This is a genomic window from Polaromonas sp. (assembly GCF_043778355.1).
GTDB lineage: Bacteria > Pseudomonadota > Gammaproteobacteria > Burkholderiales > Burkholderiaceae_C > Polaromonas.
In genome coordinates this window covers 1-18,427 of sequence record NZ_JAYWHI010000106.1, presented here as the reverse complement: position 1 = coordinate 18,427, position 18,427 = coordinate 1, and the positions used below count along the sequence as shown (strand labels likewise).

The 18,427-nt window shown below is 60.0% G+C and carries 9 protein-coding genes; 6 read left to right on the top strand and 3 right to left on the bottom strand.

Features of this window, described 5'->3' with window-relative positions:
- Positions 1-77: 77 nt before the first annotated feature.
- From ACH2CW_RS15410 to ACH2CW_RS15400, 3 genes are all read left to right on the top strand, one after another.
- A complete protein-coding gene (locus ACH2CW_RS15410) occupies positions 78-1,442 on the top strand; it encodes an HlyD family type I secretion periplasmic adaptor subunit (protein WP_395059708.1) in 1,365 nt (454 codons plus the stop codon).
- A 962-nt stretch (positions 1,443-2,404) separates the two neighbouring features.
- On the top strand, positions 2,405-2,944 hold the full coding sequence (locus tag ACH2CW_RS15405; protein WP_395059706.1) for a hypothetical protein: 540 nt from the start codon (positions 2,405-2,407) through the stop codon (positions 2,942-2,944).
- On the top strand, positions 2,941-11,865 hold the full coding sequence (locus ACH2CW_RS15400; RefSeq protein WP_395059704.1) for a calcium-binding protein: 8,925 nt from the start codon (positions 2,941-2,943) through the stop codon (positions 11,863-11,865). The genes ACH2CW_RS15405 and ACH2CW_RS15400 overlap by 4 nt, the downstream gene beginning before the upstream one ends.
- Before the next feature lie 200 nt (positions 11,866-12,065).
- Here ACH2CW_RS15400 and ACH2CW_RS15395 read toward each other — a convergent pair whose 3' ends face one another.
- Entirely contained in the window at positions 12,066-12,587 is a 522-nt protein-coding gene (locus ACH2CW_RS15395) for a hypothetical protein (RefSeq protein ID WP_395059702.1), read from the bottom strand.
- A 143-nt stretch (positions 12,588-12,730) separates the two neighbouring features.
- Here ACH2CW_RS15395 and xdhC point away from each other — a divergent pair, with 143 nt between their 5' ends.
- From xdhC to ACH2CW_RS15380, 3 genes are all read left to right on the top strand, one after another.
- Entirely contained in the window at positions 12,731-13,627 is an 897-nt protein-coding gene (gene xdhC / locus ACH2CW_RS15390; protein ID WP_395059700.1) for a xanthine dehydrogenase accessory protein XdhC, read from the top strand.
- Positions 13,628-13,752: 125 nt separating this feature from the next.
- Complete coding sequence (locus tag ACH2CW_RS15385) at positions 13,753-14,991, top strand: urate hydroxylase PuuD (RefSeq protein ID WP_395059698.1); 1,239 nt, start codon at positions 13,753-13,755, stop codon at positions 14,989-14,991.
- Between the two features lie 202 nt (positions 14,992-15,193).
- Complete coding sequence (locus tag ACH2CW_RS15380; protein ID WP_395059696.1) at positions 15,194-16,324, top strand: ABC transporter substrate-binding protein; 1,131 nt, start codon at positions 15,194-15,196, stop codon at positions 16,322-16,324.
- Between the two features lie 38 nt (positions 16,325-16,362).
- On the opposite strand, the gene ACH2CW_RS15375 is transcribed toward ACH2CW_RS15380, so the two are convergent.
- Both ACH2CW_RS15375 and ACH2CW_RS15370 read right to left on the bottom strand, forming a co-directional pair.
- Positions 16,363-17,268, bottom strand: coding sequence for a dienelactone hydrolase family protein (locus tag ACH2CW_RS15375; RefSeq protein ID WP_395059694.1), 906 nt, complete (start codon positions 17,266-17,268; stop codon positions 16,363-16,365).
- A 114-nt stretch (positions 17,269-17,382) separates the two neighbouring features.
- Complete coding sequence (locus ACH2CW_RS15370; RefSeq protein WP_395059692.1) at positions 17,383-18,318, bottom strand: LysR family transcriptional regulator; 936 nt, start codon at positions 18,316-18,318, stop codon at positions 17,383-17,385.
- Positions 18,319-18,427 lie beyond the last annotated feature (109 nt).

Sequence of the window (18,427 nt, the reverse complement as noted above, 5' to 3'; positions counted from 1 at the left end):
ACCCTCACCCCAGCCCTCTCCCAAAAGGCGAGGGGGCAAGAAAAGCGTATTGCGCGCACCGAGCTGGGTGAAGTGGCATGAGCAATCTGACCCAAGCCCTGACCAAGCGCCTGTTGCCAGACGCCGCAGAGTTTTCCCCCGGCCTGCTGGCCATTCAGGAAAGCCCCATGCCCAAGCTGCCGCGGCTGATCTTTTATATCGTCGCCGTGCTCTTTACCATCCTGCTGGCCTGGGCCATCTTTGCGAAGGTCGATATCGTTGCCGTGGCCGAAGGCAAGCTGGTGCCCATCAGCTACACAAAAATCGTGCAGCCGGCCGAGGCCGGTGTGGTGTCCGACATTCTGGTGAAAGAGGGCGATCAGGTGCAAGCCGGGCAGGTGCTGATCCGCCTGGACCCCACCATGACAGGCGCCGACAGCCGCAGCCTGGCCAGCGAGTTGACTTTGAAGCGCCTGACGCTGCGCCGGGTGGACTCAGAACTGGCGGGCATACCTCTGGCCATCAAAGACGGCGACGAGCCCGCCATGATCGCCCAGGTGCAGGCCCAGGCCAACGCCCACCGCCAGGCCTTCACCGACGCGCTGGCGCAAGAGGTGGCCACCCGCGAGCGTGCTCAAAACGAGCTGCGCGCCGCGCAAGAAACCTTGACCAAGCTCAAAAGCACGCTGCCCAGTTATGAGCAAAGCGCCAAAGCGCACAGCAAGCTGGTGGCGGAAGGCTTCTTGAGCCCGATAGCTGGCAATGACAAAGAGCGTGAGGCGATTGAAAAGTCCCAAGACCTCAAGGCCCAGGCCGCCACGGTGCAAGGCCTGCTGTCCACCATCACCGCGCAAGACAAAAAAATCGCAGGTCTCTCCAGTACCTTCCGCAGCCAACTGCTGATCGAGCGCACCGAAGCCATGGGCCAGCTCGCCAAGCTGGAACAAGACACCCAGAAGATGGGCTACAAGACCGGCCTGCTGGAGCTCAAGGCGCCACAGACCGGCATCGTCAAAGACATGGCCACCACCAGCAAGGGCGCGGTGGTGCAGCCCGGCATGGTCTTGCTCACCCTGGTGCCCAAGGGTGAGCAACTGCTGGCCGAGGTGCAGGTTAAAAACGAAGACGTGGGTTTTGTCCAGGCAGGCCAGCAGGTGCGCGTCAAGGTGGCAGCCTACCCATTTCAAAAGTATGGGCTAATCGAAGGCCACATTCAAACGCTGGCACCTGACGCACAGACCAACAATAGCTACCCCGGCCAGCCTGCACCGCAGGGCTACAAAGCGCTGGTCAAGCTCGACACACAGTTTCTCGAATCCCTCAACGGCGACACCAGCCAGCGCAAGGGGCTGGAGGCCGGCATGCAAGTCGCCGCAGAAATCCACCAAGGTCGCAGGACCATCATGGAATATTTGCTGAGCCCGGTGCAGAAGGTGTCGGCTGAGGCTGGGAGGGAGCGGTGAAACGAGTGTTGAAAGCTGGATTTTTAATTTTCTGGCAAGGAGAAATCGCTATGAGGAAACCGAGGTCTCTGAAGATACTGCATATCGAGGGTCAGGTCTTGATGCTGTCCGCTTCCCGAATCCCGTCCATTCAGAAGTTCCAAGCGTCGAGGAATGCATCGCTGTCTAAGCCTGCTGAGTGCGTCGATGGGATCAAGCGCCAGCACAGGCAACACACGGAGGAACCAAATGCAGACCCCTCATGACGAACAACCGCAACCATCCCCTGACAAAGGGCCGACTCAAACAGGCGGTACCACTTCTCAGGTGGTCGCAATTACTTCCACGAGGCGCCGGCTTTGGGTCGTTCCGTGGCTCTTTCCAATCGTCGCGGTGGTGGCATATAGCCTGTATGTCCAAGACCTGAACAGGCGCACCGCCGAAGCGGATCGACTGGTTGATGAGCTGTGCGAGAAGTACGCCGGCATCACGGTGTACGAACAGGTTGAGGCGCCGGCACATTACTTTCGAAGTCATATGCCAGGAGAGCAGCCCATTACGCCTGGACCGGCAATATTCAAAGAGAGCAACCCGTACGTTTATGCCCCAACCATAGAAGAAGTTGTTCTAAAGGGAAATCCTCATCGAACTGGCTATCCAACAATCTCAATCAGAAAAATACTAATCATCAGAAGAAGTGATGGTTCTGTCTTGTCGAAAAGCACGGACGTACATCTAGTGGGCGGGAACCATTTTTTTGAAACCTTGTTTCTCGACATCATTTCTCCATCGCCAATGCGGTCTAACCGATCGTGCCAGATAAACACCGGAGGGAGCCACGACCAGACCGCCAGTGTTTACACCAACTCACCCCCGTATCAATCCAAATTGTTTCCAGCCACACCCGCTCCGAGGATCACCTATGAACTCCGCGCAAAACACAGTGGTACCCGTCTAGCGGCAGTTTGCTCAAGGAGTGCTGAATGCCCAACGCCCTAACCCTCGTAAAACACTTTTTACCCTGGACCATCATGCTAGCGTTCTTGGCTGGCTTGGCCTCCTGCCCGTACAGCCAATGGCAAATAGATAATGCGGACAAATTGGTCAATCAACTTTGCGAGAAGGATGCGGGCATCTACATCTACGAGCGAGTTGAGGCGCCTGCAAGTTACTTCAAAGTGAAGGGAGAGCTTCCCCAAACGCCGCGGGAACAGAACCCGCCCGACCTGAGCCATCCATATGTGACGAGGCTGAGCGCACCCGAATATTTTCTGAAGGGCAATCCCGCGGTGGTCAGAACAGAAGTCTTGATCGTCAGGCAAAGCGATCAGAAGATCTTGTCGCGCCAAGTCGGGTACTCGCGCTATGGTGGAGAGCCAGCATTGCTTCAGTCCTTTTCACCCATAGCATCACAGCATCACTGCAGACATTTTGTTGGCAGCGGAAGTGATCTTAAATCAGCGACCTACGTCAACTCGCCTTCGTTTGATTTGGCAATCAATAAACCGAGGATTTTTCGATGAATAATGCGAAACACCTTCTCGATCTAGCCGAGACCGCACACGCAGCCTACGGTCAATACTTAACGGCAGGTGACATAGAACAGTTGGGGCCGCTGCTCAATCTCAATGGCTCTGGTCACGGTTTCGCAACCGCTCAAGCAGACCGCTTCAGCAAGCGCTTTGCAGTTGCAGTCCCAACCTACAACGATATTTCACCTACCGGTGCCAGCAACTCCAGCTTTGATGCAACCGTTTTTCGCGGAATAGCGGCAGACAATCTCAACCAAATCACTCTCGCAATCCGCGGCACACAGCAGCTGCTCGACCTCCCAGAAAGCGCGTCTATCAGCCGTCACGGCGCCGCATTCGCGCAAATTGTCGCAATGCACAACTGGTGGCAGCGCGTTGGCACGCCGGCTGGAACAGCCGTAGCACAGTTTCGTGCTTTAGAACACACCGTAGGGTCCTCCACGTATTCTGTATTTTTTGAAGTAACTCGCGTTGCCGACGTGACATCGACCGGTGAGGTTGCGCAGCTGCTCATGGAGGATCCCGACAGGAAACTGAATGTGGTTGGCACATCTTTGGGTGGACACCTCGCCATGGCTTTCGCTGGCCTATTTGGAAGCCAAATTAGTCAGGCGGCGGCATTTAACAGTCCTGGCTTTGCGCCCAACAGCGACGTGGCTAATCTGTTCTCGGCATTGGGAGGTCGCGTGCCGATAGCTGGTTCACCGAACGTCCTGAATTTCATATCAGACGAAGCCAACAAGTCCGGAGCGAGCCTCGAGCTTATTGCGGGCATGCACAGCATTCCTGGGCAACGTGTCAATGTCCCCATAGAGGACCAATTTTTGACAAATGTCCCGGACCCAAAGTTCCCTAGCTACAACCACGATCAACGGCAGGTAGATGACGCCCTCACGCTCTACGCCGTTCTCTGCCGTATGCAACCTGATTTCGGCCTGGACTCCCTTCGGATTTTGATGAGAAATGCTGCAGTCGGTCCGGCAGCAAGCCTGGAGAATCTGGTTAACGCTACGGAGTCCTTCCTGGGACTGTCCAGGTCTTTGTTGCCGGCCAGCAACGCTGGCCGTGATGCCCTGCACTCTGCAATGGGACGGCTGGGCACGGCCCTGGATGGGCCACTGTTGGCCAGTTTAGGAAATCTCCTTGTGCGTGCCAGCAGCGCGGACCTGCGCGCTGCCGCCCGCAATGACTTCTCTGCCCTGGTTGCCTTGCAAGACCTCTCCCCGATTTGGATCAGCGGCAAAACCGCCGCAGCCGATGCGACCTTGGCGACGTTGTGGCAAAGCAAACACGCAGCTGACTACGCTGCTTGGCAAGCCGATAAGACAACAGCGAATGCTGAAACCTTCACCGATCAGTGGATCGCCGACCGGGCAGCGATGCTTGGCGCCCTGGTCGAACGCAACAAGACAGATGCCGGCATCGTCTCCAGCACTCAAAACACTCTCTACGACGACAAGGCCAGCAATACCCAAGTACTGCTCGGTGCAGGCGACGCGCAGCGTACCCAGTACCTGTTTGGCGGTGAAGGTGCCGACCCGCTGGACGGCAAAGGCTACGCCGACCATTTATACGGCGGCGCAGGCAACGACACCCTGGACGGCAAAGGCGGAAACGACCACCTCGAAGGCAACACCGGCGACGACAACTTACAAGGCGGCGAAGGCCAGGACACCCTGCTGGGCGGGTTCGGCGACGACCAGCTCGACGGCGGAGCCAGTGTCGACATCCTCAAAGGTGGTACCGGCACAGACACCTACACCCTGCGCGCCAGCGACAGCGGCATAGACACCATTCTTGATGCAGACGGCTTGGGTCAGATCAAGGTGATTGCCTCCGGCGACGGCGAAACTGTTTTAGGCGTAACCGCCATTAAAAAATTAGCCAACGGCTCGTCTGCCGAAACCGGCACCTGGCAAAGTGAAGACAAAAGGTTTACCTATACCGTACGCGCCGAACCGGATGGCAGCAACACGCTGAGCATCAGCGGCGGCGGCATCAACGCCGTTGTGCAAAATTTCAACTCCGGCAATCTCGGCATTACCCTGCCCGGGACAGCGCCCAGCTCGCCAACGCCCACCACAGGTCAGCAGATTCTGGGTGACCTGGCTCCCGTGGATTTCGATGCCGTTGCAGAGGGCGTTCAGACACAGCGTGACGCGCTGGGGAACATCAGCGCCGATCCAGAGCAGAGCAAACCAGGCCTCGCCGACACCCTGTACGACAGCCCAGACAGCGACGAGATCATTGCAGGCGGGGGCAGCGACCGCATCAACGCAACACGCGGAGGCGACGACTGGATCAAAAGCGGCAGCGGGAGTGACAGTGTCGAGGGGGGCGCTGGCAACGACCTCATCGAGCTGGGCACTGAGCGCGACTACGGCTCGGGCGGAGCTGGCGATGACCGGATATATGCCGACACACTGCGCCCGATCGACGAAGTACTGGCGCAAACCGTCGCAGCGCTTGACGATCAGGCCGATACCCTGGACGGCGGTGATGGTGACGATACGCTGGTGGGGGATGCGGGCAGTGACACGCTGTACGGCGGTTCAGACCAAGACCTGATGGTGGGCGGCGCCGGAGACGACCGTGTGTTCGGCGGCACTGGTGCGGATACCCTCTTGGGCGGCAGTGGCGCCGATAAACTGGACGGCGACGGCACCACACACGACCCCAGCTTGCCCGACCACGCCGCCGCCACTGAGCATGGCAACGACTACCTCGATGGTGGTGAGGGCAATGACGTCTTAAACGGCGGTGGCGGCAATGACACGCTGCTGGGAGGCCAAGGCAACGATGCGATTTTTGGCGATGAGGCCTTGGCCGCCCACAGCCCAGGCTACCTCAGCGGCGAGTTCCATGGCAACGACTATGTCGATGGCGAAGAAGGCAACGACTACATCGAAGGTAACGGCGGCGCCGACACCTTGTACGGCGGAGTGGGTGATGACACTTTGTGGGGCGATGCAGCGGCCACCCTCAAGCTGGCGGGTCAGTTTCATGGCGCAGACTACATGGATGGGGGGGACGGTAACGACAGCCTGAGCGGTGGCGGCGCGGACGATACCTTGTATGGCGGAGCGGGCAACGATCACATCTCTGGCGACCAGTCTGAGAGCGGGAACCCTGCTGATAGGGTCCTTGCGGGCGACTTCCATGGCCGCGACTACATCGATGGCGAGGACGGTGACGATAGTCTCTTGGGAGACGGTGACGACGACACCCTACTAGGCGGCGCGGGCAAGGATCTGCTCTACGGGGACAGCACCGAAACCTTCCTGTCTGGCCAGTACCATGGCAATGACTACCTTGACGGCGAAGGCGGCGACGACACCCTGTACGGTGGCGGTGGCGACGATACCCTGCTTGGCGGAGATGGCGACGACATCCTGTATGGCGACGACAAGCCGGAGAACCTGGCCAGCGAGTTCCACGGAAACGACAACCTCTACGGCGGGGCCGGCCACGACACCCTGATAGGAGGTAGCGGGGCTGACTATATGGACGGCGGGGAAGGCGACGACCGCTATGAAGCCGGCGCTGGCGACACCGTTACCGATGCCAGCGGCAGCAACACCTTGACGCTGGACGACGGCGAGCCTTACACGGTCAGCGCCAATGGAAACGACTTGCTGCTGCACTACGGCGACAGCGGGGACCTGCTCTTAGGCGGCGCGTTGAACGGCAGTATCTCCACTATTGACGGTGTTGAACTGAACGAATGGGTACAGGGGCGTTTACGCCAAAGCGTCAGCCTGTCCACCACCGGAAACAATCAAGTCCTGAGTGGCGGCTCTGGCGCCGACCAGTTGACTGCCTTGCACGGTGGAGCCATCTTGCTCGGTGGTGGGGGTAGCGATAACTTGCAGGGCAGTGCAGGTGACGACTCACTGGAAGGTGACACGGGCAACGACAGCCTATCCGGCGGAGACGGCAACGACATGCTGCACGGCGCCAGCGGCAACGATGTGATCGACGGTGGTGCGGGCGATGACTGGCTGCATGCGGGCAGTGGCCTAGACACTTTGCGCGGCGCCGCCGGCCTGGACACCTATGTGCTGGGCTACGGCATGGGCCAGATGACATTGATCGATGATTCGGCGGAAGGCTCAACTATTCAACTGGATACGTCTGGCCTCCAACTGCAAAGCCTGAGCGCCAGGCGTGCCAGCAACGATCTCTTGGTTGAAGTTCGCGGCACCGAGACGAGCATGCGAATCAAGGACTACTACGGCGCGCCGCAAACCTCGTGGTTGTTCAAGGACTCAGCAGGCAATACGCTGCCGGCGCAGGCGGTGATCGATGCGTCAACACCCCAATGGGGCAGCTTGCAGAGCGGCCTGATCCAGGAGTTCAAGGCTTGGGGAAGAAGCAGCATAGGGAATAACTATTTTGAGCAAGGTTATACCCAGCAGGCCGACGGTAGCTGGCTGCGCCCCGCATATTCGAGTGGGAACGACAACCCCGAGTTCTACAATACTGGCCGCGAGACGGTGCTGCATATTTCGTACAACCATCGCTTACTTTCGGACCCAGGCAATACCTGGACCACAACGTCTTCCAGCGTGATCAGCGCATCGTGGAACACTAGCCAATGGACGCAAAGCAATCACATAGCCAACGACACACGTATCTCCTTTGACGAGCAGTCGCAGGCCATTTCTGATGAATTCATTACCTTGAACCCGGTAAGCAGCAGTTCCGCCGATCAAGCCGCATGGAGCGCCGTGACTTGGCTCAACTATTCAACCGCCACACAAACGTCCGCTTGGAGCGCACCCTACGCGTACCAGTGGCCGCAAAACGGGTCGGCGGTCGAGGTAATCACGGAGCAGCGCAGAACAATTTCCACCTACAGGGACTACCTCGGCAGGGGCAGTGCCCTGTCGGTAGAGGACCCAGGCGCGACCGCCGTGTCTGGGCCTTTGCCAGGCTATGTTCCGATTGCCCTCACCCACAACTACCTGAACTACAACCTGGGGGAAACCATACTTTCAGACGGCAACCACACCGTGGTGGCTGACGCTTATTCGGCAGTGGTGGGAGGGGTTGGCGACAGCACCATTTACGGCGCCGGTTTTGCGTATGGCGGTACCGGCAATGCCCGACTGATTGGCGGTGAAGTTCTGATGGCGGGCAACGGCGACCAGTATCTGGAGGGCGGCCGAACCATGGTGGTTGGCGATGGGCACACCACGGTGGTAGGCCGGGGTGGCAGCCGCATTCTGGTAGATCCGAACAATGCCGGCATGGATCTGATCACGAGCGACTTTAGCCAGCCACAAGACAGCGATGAAAACGGACTGGCCGATGTTCTCGATTCGATTTATCGGGCGCAAGGCATTGAGGACTGGGAGGTCAGCTACCAGTACGGGGGAAAGTACTTTCTTGATGTGTACGAGTATTACCGAGGTTACTTTGATTCTGTTGAAGATGCGCGTGGCGTTCTGGATAGCTTGGGCTTATCTAACGATGCGCTCAGTTTTGTCGAGCCATTGACAGTTCTGCTCAAAGCACCTTACGCGGGTGATGGATTTGAGCTTCCTCGTACACGAAGCGAATACTACGAGACGCATCCGTTTGAAGTGGTTAGGCTGACTGCGAACAATTTCGCGGCGCTCCAGCCCTTCTTCAATGCCGAGTTATTGCCGATCGAAACTGTCACCTTCGGCCCTGGGCTGGCATTGGCTGATATCTCGTTCAACTGGGGCGAAGAGATTGCTTCGACCGATGGCATATTGCGCGTGACGCTAGATCTGCGGTGGGGTAGCGACCAGGGCATCCGCATCATGATTCCCCGCACTGGCGACGTTCTGAATAGCACGGTGCAGCAGTTTGAATTTACGGACGGCACCACCCTGACCCTCGCCGATGTGATCGCGATGGCGCCGCCGGCGCCCAGCTTCAATCCCGGTTATTTCCAGTTTCAAGCGGGCGATGGCCACCAAGTGCGCGACCCGAGAGGCATGGCTGGTATCGAAGCAGGTGCCAGCGCGATAGGTGATGTTCAAGTTCAGGTCGATGGTCTGGACTTGCTGGTTTCCATCAATGGCGGGAGTGACAGCTTGCGGCTGACGGGCTGGTACAGCGACCCGGACGACTTGCCCGGCACCTTGCTGGCTTTGGGCAACGGTGCTTTTGTCACCTCTAGCGAGTTGACCGTCTTAGGACTCGTGATGGACGGCAGCGCCGGAAACATGACCTTGTACGGCGTGCCCGGTTTCGCCACGACCTTTATAGCTGGCCTCAACACAAGTTTGATAGGCCAGTCTGGCAACGATACCTATGTATTCAATGCTGGAAGCGGAGCGGTTCATATCTCCGACCCGGGCGGTGGGACACTGCGTTTTGGCAGCGGCATAACTCCAGGCATGGTGAGCCTCGGTTTGGGCTCCTTGCTGCTCACCATAGGAGATCAGGGCGACGCGATTCACCTCGACGGGTTTGATGCGTCTGAAGCGGATAATTTTTGGAGCGTCCAGAGTTTTGAGTTTGCCGATGGCACCGAACTCGACTTTGACGAACTTCTGGAGCGAGGCTTTGATATTCGCGGCACGGCGGGTGCCGACACGCTGACTGGCACCAATGTCAATGACCGCTTTCACGCAGGCGAGGGGGCGGACCGAATGACGGGTGGTGACGGAGACGACACCTACTACGTTGACAACACTGGCGACGTGATTGTGGAAAGAGCGGGTGAAGGCACAGACACCATCATCAGCACGGTCAGCAAGACTCTGAGCGCCCATGTGGAGAACCTTACCCTGGCCGGTAGTGATGCCATCAACGCCACCGGCAACAGCCTGGACAACATCGTCATTGGCAACGCCGCCAAAAACACTTTGAGCGGTGGCGCAGGCGCTGACCGTATGCAAGGCGGTGCGGGCGACGACAGCTATTACGTTGACAATGCTGGCGATGAAGTGCTTGAAGAGCAGGGCGAGGGCACAGACCGCGTCATTTCCCCCATCAGCTTCACCCTGGGTGCTGATGTGGAAGACCTGCAACTCTCAGGCACAGGCAACATCAGCGCCACTGGCAATGCGCAGGCCAACAAACTCACCGGTAACAGCGGCGCCAACACCTTGACAGGTGGTGCAGGCGACGACCGCCTGACCGGCGGCTTGGGTGCCGACCAGATGCTGGGCGGCGAAGGCGACGACTTGTATGAAGTGGACAACACGGCGGACGTGGTTACCGAATTCGCTGGCGAAGGCGTTGACACGGTAGAGGCCAGCGTCACCTACACCCTGGCCAGCGAGGTCGAGAACGTCATTCTCACGGGCCTGGCCGCCATAGACGGTACAGGCAATGCGTTGAACAACCTGCTGCAAGGCAATGCGGGCGACAACACCCTCACAGGCGGCGCGGGTAACGACACCCTGAACGGCATGAAGGGTGCGGACACACTGATAGGTGGGACGGGCAACGACACCTACCTGTTTGAAGACGATGTCGACACGATCGTAGAAGAGCTTGATGCCGGGCGCGACACCCTGATCAGCCGCCTGTCCGCCAGCTTGGCGGCCAACGTCGAAGACGGCGTGCTGCTCGGCTCAGCGACCCACTTGACGGGCAACGAACTGTCCAACGTACTGACCGGCAACAATGCCGCCAACACGCTCGACGGCGGTACCGGCGCCGATGTGCTGATGGGCGGCAAAGGCAATGACATTTACCTAGTGGACAGCCAGGCCGACACCGTCGTTGAGAATGCCGCAGAAGGATCAGACACCATCCAGTCCAGCGTCAGCTACAGCCTGGGTGACAACGTCGAACACCTCACGCTGACCGGTAACGCCGAAGCAGGCATGGGCAACGAGCTGAACAACAAACTCACAGGCAACGCCGGCTCCAACAAACTCTGGGGCGGTGCTGGCAACGACGAGATCGACGGCGGCGCGGGTGCCGACATCCTGTTCGGCGGGCTGGGCAACGACAAGTACTGGGTGGACTCGTCCGATGACCTGGTGGTGGAGAACGCAGACGAAGGCACAGACACCGTCTACGCCAGCGTCTCCTACGCCCTGACTGACAACGTTGAACGCCTGACCCTGACCGGCAGCGACAACATCAACGCCATTGGCAACGCAGGCAACAACCGCCTGGAGGGCAATGCTGGCAACAACATCCTGTTTGGCGGGCTGGGTAACGACACCTATGTGTTTGGCCGTGGTTCGGGCCACGACATCATTGCCAACTTTGACGCTGGCAAACCTTCGGGCGACATGGTGCAGCTCGGGGCCGGCATTGTTGACGCCGACATCAGCATGCTCAGGCAAGGCAACGACCTGGTGCTGAGCATCAATGGCACCGCGGACCAATTGACGGTGGCCAGCTATTTTGAAAACGGTGGCAAAGGCGCCAATGCCCTGGAGAAGATCCGCTTTGCCGACGGCAGCAGCCTGAACCACGCGGCGGTGCTGAGCCGAACCGCCGTGGACAGTGGCGGGACATCCGAAGCCCAGGCCTTGCCGGTAGAAGTGCGCACCGGCAACCCGACAGCCCTGTTTGATGCACCTGACCCAGCGGCCACAAAGACCGGCGATGCAACAACCGAGCCGCAAACCGTGGCCGAATCGATTGCAGCGGCACGGGAGCGCTTTGAGCAAGGCCTGCAGGCGTTGAAGTACAGCGTAGATGAACAAGGCAGCTTCGGCCGCAGTGAGTTTGCCCAGCGCAGGGCTTTGCCTTTGCTGTGGAACCTGCAGGATGCCTTGCTGGACATGCAATTGGCCAAAAACCCGGACGGACGCTTTACGGCAGACATCTCGATGGACAGCCGGGGTTCGCGCGACCTGGGCCTTGCCATCGGCCTGCTGGGTGGGGTAAGGGGTATGAGCGGGCGGCTGGACCAGGTGGCCAGACCGTCAGAGGTGCAGCAGTTTGATCTGGCTCGGATGCAGTGAGGTGTCCTCGCAGGTCGATGGGTCACTGCGGCAGGCATGCCGGCTCGGGTCCGGCATGACAAGCGTGGGCCACTCTGAGTGCTCTCTCACTCAACCAGGGGCCGCGGGTCCGGCTTCGCCGTCCCGCAGGCGCAGCGGCTCCCTCGGGGGACACCCTTCGACAGGCTCAGGACGAACGGAATATCGCGAAGGTGGAGGCCTTAATTTTGGCCTTCAGTCAGCGTATCCAGCTGAAACTTCCCGCTTTTGTGCCAAAGCCAGGTGTCGGTATAAACCACCTTGCCCATGCGCACCGGCGCTGGAAACGGCGAGGCGGCCTTGATGGTGCGTTCGATCTCGGCAATCACTTCCGGCGCATGGCGCGGTGCGCGCATCCAGTCGAGTTTGGTGACGATGCCGACCTGGTTGATCTCGACGTTGATCACGCCCACCGCATACAGAAGTGGCGGCATCCTGCCCTTGTAGATGCGGTCGGCGTTCAGGCCGTAAATGTGGGTGGCGCCGCTTTCGCGGTAGAGGCGCGGGGTCGGGGCTGCCGAGTTGCGGGCCGAGCCACTGGGGCCGGCTATCGGGCCGATCACAGGGCTGGGCGTGGGCGTGGGCTGGGGTTGCGCCACGGACGCTGCGGGTTCGGGCGGTGTTTTGCAGGCGGAGATGACGGCGGCAACTCCAGCAGAGGCCAGGGCCAGCAGCCAGAAACGGCGGGGAGTGGGCTCAGACATACGTCTCCTTGTGGTTCGTCGGGTCGCGGCTGTTATTGTGCAGGCTGACCGGGGTGCGCTTGTCACCGACACCGGCTGCCCGGAGACTGAATTATGCGTTCTGCGAGCCTTTGACAGAGGCCGCGTATCAGAGGGTTTATACCGTGAGTCAGCTCAATGATTTGTTTTTAGCCCGGCTGAATTTGGCCCCCGCCGTGCTGGTCAGTGTGACTGCCACCGAAGGGTCGGTGCCGCGTGAAGCCGGCACCTGGATGGCGGTGTTTGCCGATGGCGTTGTCGGCACCATCGGTGGCGGCCACCTGGAGCACCAGGCGATGGCGGCGGCACGCGCGCAGTTGCAGGCGGGGCCGGCCCAGGCCGAAAGCCGCTTCGTGCTCGGACCCTCGCTGGGGCAATGTTGCGGTGGCGTCATGAACTTGCGTTTTGAAACAGTTGGGCCGGCGGATGTGGCTGCGTTGCGACAGCAACTGCCCGTGAATTTACAGCCGCTGGCCTTGTTCGGCGGCGGCCATGTTGGCCACGCGCTGGTGCAGGTGTTGTCGCGGCTGCCGTTTGCGCTGACCTGGATCGACAGCCGCGACGGGATTTTCCCGCCGGAGCTGGCCAGTTTTTCCGCCGGACCGCCCCAAGGAAAAATGCACCCCCTCGGGGGGCAGGAAGCTACACAAAGTGAGCGACCGTGGGGGCCCAATATCACGTGTGAGCATTCGGACCCGGTGCAAGGCGCGGTGCGCGGCCTGGCGCCGCAATCCAGGGTGCTGATCATGAGTTTCAGCCACGCCGAAGACCTGGACATCGTCGCCGAGTGCCTGAAACGCCAGCGCGCACACAAGGACTTGCCCTACATCGGCTTGATCGGCAGCAAAACGAAGTGGGCGACGTTTCGCCACCGCTTGCAGGCACGCGGTTTCAGCGATAAAGAGCTGGCGCAGGTCACCAGTCCGATTGGCTTGCCCGGCATCCACGGCAAGGAGCCCGAGGTAATCGCGGTGTCCGTGGCGGCACAGTTGTTGCTCATGCCATCGGCAACGAAGACCTGAGTTTTTGCATCATGCACTCAGTTTGTATACACTTTAGTGGACAGGTCGCAGCGGAGCATCCAGTGTTCGTGGCCGAAATTCTGCTCAGAGCGCCCGCAGTGGTGAGCAGGCTTGAAAGTTGAGTCATGGAAAGTTACTACCTGGACTGGGCCAACCTGCTGCTGCGCTGGGTCCACGTCATCACCGCCATCGCCTGGGTGGGCTCCTCGTTTTACTTTGTCTTTCTCGATTCGAGCCTGACGCCGCCGGTCGATGAAGACCTCAAGAAGCAGGGCGTCAGCGGCGAACTGTGGGCGGTGCATGGCGGCGGTTTCTACCACCCCGTCAAATTTGCCGTCAAGCCGCCTGAACTGCCGAAACACCTGCACTGGTTTTACTGGGAGAGTTACAGCACCTGGTTGTCGGGTTTTGCGCTGTTTACCGTGTCCTACCTGTGGAACGCCAGCACCTACCTGATCGACAAGTCGCTGATGAATTGGTCGTCTGGCGCCGCCATCGGTGTGGCGCTGTCGTTTTTTGTGGTGTTCTGGATGTTGTACGACGGCATCTGCCAGGTCTTTGGCAAGCGCAAAAACGGCGATGCCATCGTCGGCGCCTTGGTGTTTCTGTTGGTCTGCGTGGCGTCCTGGCTGGCTTGTCACTGGTTTGCCGGGCGGGCCGCGTTTTTGCTGGTGGGCGCGATGATCGCCACCGCCATGAGCGCCAACGTCTTTTTCTGGATCATTCCCGGCCAGCGCAAGGTGATCGCCAGCATCAAGGCCTGCCAGCCGGTGGACCCGGTGCACGGCCAGCGCGGCAAGCAGCGCAGCGTGCACAACACCTACTTCACCTTGCCGGTGCTGTTTGCCATGCTCAGCAACCATTACAGCTTCACCTATAGCCACCCGCAGAACTGGCTGGTGCTGATTGTCATGATGCTGGCCGGCGCGCTGATCCGCCAGTTTTTTGTGATGCGCCACGGCTTCAAGCTTGGGTGCAACGGCAACCCCTTGCCCTATGCGCTTGTCGGTGTGGTGCTGATTCTGGGCGCGATCGTCTGGATGAGGCCACCGGCGCCCGCCGCAGTCGCGGTTGCTATTAATTCAGGAGCTAGTCACGAAGGACTGGTAGGGGCTGGAGGCCAAAATGACTATATAAATCTGCAGAAGGTGATGGAACAGCGCTGTTACCAGTGCCACGGTGCCCAGTTGCAGATGAAAAATGTCCGGCTGGATTCGCCCGCGCTTCTCAAGCAGCATGCGCAGGCTGTGTACCAGCAGGTGGTGGTGAGCAAAATCATGCCCATGAACAACGCCACCGGCATGCTCGATGAAGAGCGCGCGCTGGTCCGGCAGTGGTTTGAGGGCGGCGCGAAGACGCCCTGAGCGTATGCACCGCCTTCGCGCAGCGTAAGCCCAGTGCATGGCTTGCGTCGGCATGCCAACTGAGGCTGTAAGTTCTCCGTAATATCGCGTATCGACGCTGGCCTTGTGGCATGCTTCAATGCGCTACCGCAGCAAACAGCTTGCTGTGGGCAGGTCGGCACCGTCGAAGTGCCGCCGTCGTTGACAACCGAGGAGACAAAACATGACGCATACCCAGTTACTGGTTCGCACGCTCGTTAGCACCGGCCTCGTGGCTGCCTCGCTGGCAGCAGGCGCCGCCCAGATTGTTATCGGGCAGGTGGCGCCCCTGTCGGGGCTGGAAGGCACACAGGCACGGGCTTACTCCACCGGTATCCAGCTCGCCTTGACCAAGGCCAACAAGGCTGGCGGCGTCAATGGCCACACTTTCAGCCTGGTGCGCAAGGACGATGGCGGGCGCCCCGCCGACAACCTGGCTGCCACCAAGGCACTGCTCAGCGAGAACCGGCCGCTGGTGCTGGCCGGCTACTTCGGCGACCGCATCGTCGGCGAGCTGGTGAGCTCGAAACTGCTGGAAACCGAAAACATCGCGCTGGTCGGTTACCGGGTCAACGAGATTCGCAGCGAAGCCCCTTTGGTCTACAGCGTGCGTGCCAACCTGCGCGATGAAATCAACAAAATCACCGAACACCTGGTGACCGTGGGTGTGACCCGGCTGGGCCTGTTCTACCCGGATGGCGCTGGCGCGGCAACGCTGCTGACGGCCATGGAAGAGGTGATGAAAGCCCGCGGCGCCAAGCTCACGGCCAAGGCCACCTATGTGCAGGGCACCAACAAGGTCCCCAACGCGGTGGTCGACACCTTCATCAATGCTGCGCCGCAGGCCATCATCGTGGTCGCCAGCGGCGCTGCTGCCGCAGCTTTCATCGAGAAATACCGGCTCGATGGTGGCACGGCGCAGTTGTTTGCCCACTCCGGCGCGGACATCGAGCAGATTTCCCAGCGTCTCGGTGAGGACCAGCTCAAGGGGTTGGCGATCACGCAGGTCACACCCAACCCGTACAAAATTTCCGGGCGGCTGTCCAAGGAGTTCAGCGACATCGCCGCCAAGACGCCCAACCTGGAGGTGCCGGTCAGCTACGCCATGATGGAAGGGTATATCGCCGGCGCGGTGATCGTCGAAGCCGCACGGCGCATGGGTCCAAAAATCTCGCGTGAGGGTTTTGTCAACGCACTCGACAGTGTTGATGTTGATCTGGGCGGCTACAAGGTCGGTTTCAAACCCGGCATGCGTTCCGGTTCACGTTTTGTCGAGCTGAGTATCGTGACCGCCAGCGGGCGCATCCGGCAATAAGGTTTGGCTTGGCGCCGGGCGGACAGCAGCGTTGTTGGTTACGGCTTTTTGAGCAGGCCTGAGACAAACTCGGTGGTCACTTTGTAGGCGTCGGCCATTGCTTCGGGATTGTTGCCGACCATCACCGGGCCAATTTTTCGGTTGACATTGTTGATGTGCGGCGGCATCGGAGCGTCGAAGCTATGGTACGCGTCCGGGTAGATCTTGATGGAAAAAGGGGCGCTGCCGGCTTCCTGCCGTTGCGACAACGCCTGGCAGGGTGCCGCCGGGTTCCACGTGTCTTTCTCGCCCACAAACATCTGGACGGGCGCGTAAGGCGCAAAGCGATTTTCCACCTGGGTGCAATCGGGGTAAAACATCACCGCGCCTGCAAAGCCGGCCCCAGGCGCTGCGGCCAGTGCATTGGCTTTGTTCATGCCTTGCAAGCCCGCAGTAGCTCCCCATGTGACCGTCACAATCTGGTCGCCCGCCACAGTTTGCAAGCCGCGCAGGTAAGCCAGGCCGCCCAACGAGTCTTTCAGTCGCGTGATCGGGTCGATGTGCGCCCGGGTACAGACCTCGTCGAAGCCCCTTGGCGTAAACCCGTCCACCATCAAAACGGTCACGCCCATGTCGTTGAGCAGTTTGCCCATGCGTCGGTATTTGACCTTGATGCGTTTGCCGTCCGGCGCCATCAAGCCTTCGCAGGCCGGGGTCAGCACGGCTCCCGGTGTCTTGCCGCCTGATTCGGAGGCAGGGGCTTTCAAAAGATAACCCGTGATGACTGCCGGCTTCGAAGAGAAGATACCGCTGGTGGCCAGGCTGTCCACGTTCACCTTCTCATAAGCCGGCATGGGAGCGGACCCGGCTTCTTCCTGTCGGTTCTCCGGCGCTGGCTTTTGCGCATGGGCGAACGGAAGCAGACCGCACAGACCGAGTAAAACGGGCGAAATCTTATAAAACATACAACTCCCCTGTAGCCGGATTGATGGTATCGGATAAACCTGCAGAGAGGGGCAAAGAATATCGCGCGAGAGCTTTGTTAGCGTCCTCCCTACGTTGATCTTGCTCGGAGCGGCTTACCAGCTGCTCACCAAGCCCGCAGAGCGGGTCGAGGTTTTCTCAAAGTGGCTGGCCAGGTAGTCGACGAAAGCCCTGACGCGGGCTGACACCTGGTGCCGCTGCGGCCAGACCGCATGAATGTCGGCCGGCGGCGACTGGTAGTTCTCCAGCACCTGGCGCAAGCGGCCGCTGCGCAGGTAACGCGCGATGTCCCACTCAGCCCGCATCACGATACCGTGGCCGGCCAGCGCCCAGTTCACCGCAATCTCGCCGTCGCTGGTGCTCAGGTTGCCGCGTACCTTGACGGTTTCCACCCGTTTGCCCGCGCTCAAACGCCAGATGCCATAAGCCTCGCCGCCCTGGCGTATGCCGATGCAACTGTGTTGTGCCAGCTCATGCGGCAGCTTGGGCGCTCCGCGTTTGGCCAGGTAGGCGGGTGACGCGCAGAGCAGGCGGCGGTTGGGTGCCAGCTTGCGGGCGACCACACGCGCGTCCGGCGGCTCACCGAAACGCACACACACGTCAAAGGCATCGTCGTCGGCCGGTGGCGGGTTGACCGTGAGCTGGAGCTGGATCTGCACCTCGGGATGTAGCTTGGCAAAACCCGAGATCAGCGGCGCGATGTGGGTGCGCCCAAACCCCAGCGTGGCGTTCACGCGCAGCAAGCCTTTGGGCGCCGCCACCGCACTGGACACCAGTTGCTCCATGTCGTCGATTTCGGCCAGGATACGCCTGGCGTGGCCCAGGTACAACTCACCCTCGGGCGTCAGGCTGACGCGCCGCGTGGTGCGGTTGAGCAGTTGCACACCGAGCCGGCCTTCCATCTGCGCCAGGCGTTTGCTGACGGCGGGCGTGGTGACATCGAGCTCACGGGCGGTGGCCGAGAAACTGGCGCAGCGCGCCAGCAGGCTGAAAAACGCCATCTCGGAAGGCGCGGAGACGGGTGTGGACATGAAATGACTCTTAACTCAAAGTAAACAATAAGATAACTTTAGACGCTTTGTTTGAGCAGTGCAATCCGTAAAGTGAGGGCATTGCAACGACCCGAGGAAACCCCGTGAA

Excerpts from the sequence above, each read along its gene's own strand:
- ACH2CW_RS15410 (WP_395059708.1), top strand. The coding sequence starts at position 78 with ATGAGCAATCTGACCCAAGCCCTGACCAAGCGCCTGTTGCCAGACGCC.
- ACH2CW_RS15405 (WP_395059706.1), top strand. The coding sequence starts at position 2,405 with ATGCCCAACGCCCTAACCCTCGTAAAACACTTTTTACCCTGGACCATC.
- ACH2CW_RS15400 (WP_395059704.1), top strand. The coding sequence starts at position 2,941 with ATGAATAATGCGAAACACCTTCTCGATCTAGCCGAGACCGCACACGCA.
- ACH2CW_RS15395 (WP_395059702.1), bottom strand. The coding sequence starts at position 12,587 with ATGTCTGAGCCCACTCCCCGCCGTTTCTGGCTGCTGGCCCTGGCCTCT.
- ACH2CW_RS15385 (WP_395059698.1), top strand. The coding sequence starts at position 13,753 with ATGGAAAGTTACTACCTGGACTGGGCCAACCTGCTGCTGCGCTGGGTC.
- ACH2CW_RS15380 (WP_395059696.1), top strand. The coding sequence starts at position 15,194 with ATGACGCATACCCAGTTACTGGTTCGCACGCTCGTTAGCACCGGCCTC.
- ACH2CW_RS15375 (WP_395059694.1), bottom strand. The coding sequence starts at position 17,268 with ATGTTTTATAAGATTTCGCCCGTTTTACTCGGTCTGTGCGGTCTGCTT.
- ACH2CW_RS15370 (WP_395059692.1), bottom strand. The coding sequence starts at position 18,318 with ATGTCCACACCCGTCTCCGCGCCTTCCGAGATGGCGTTTTTCAGCCTG.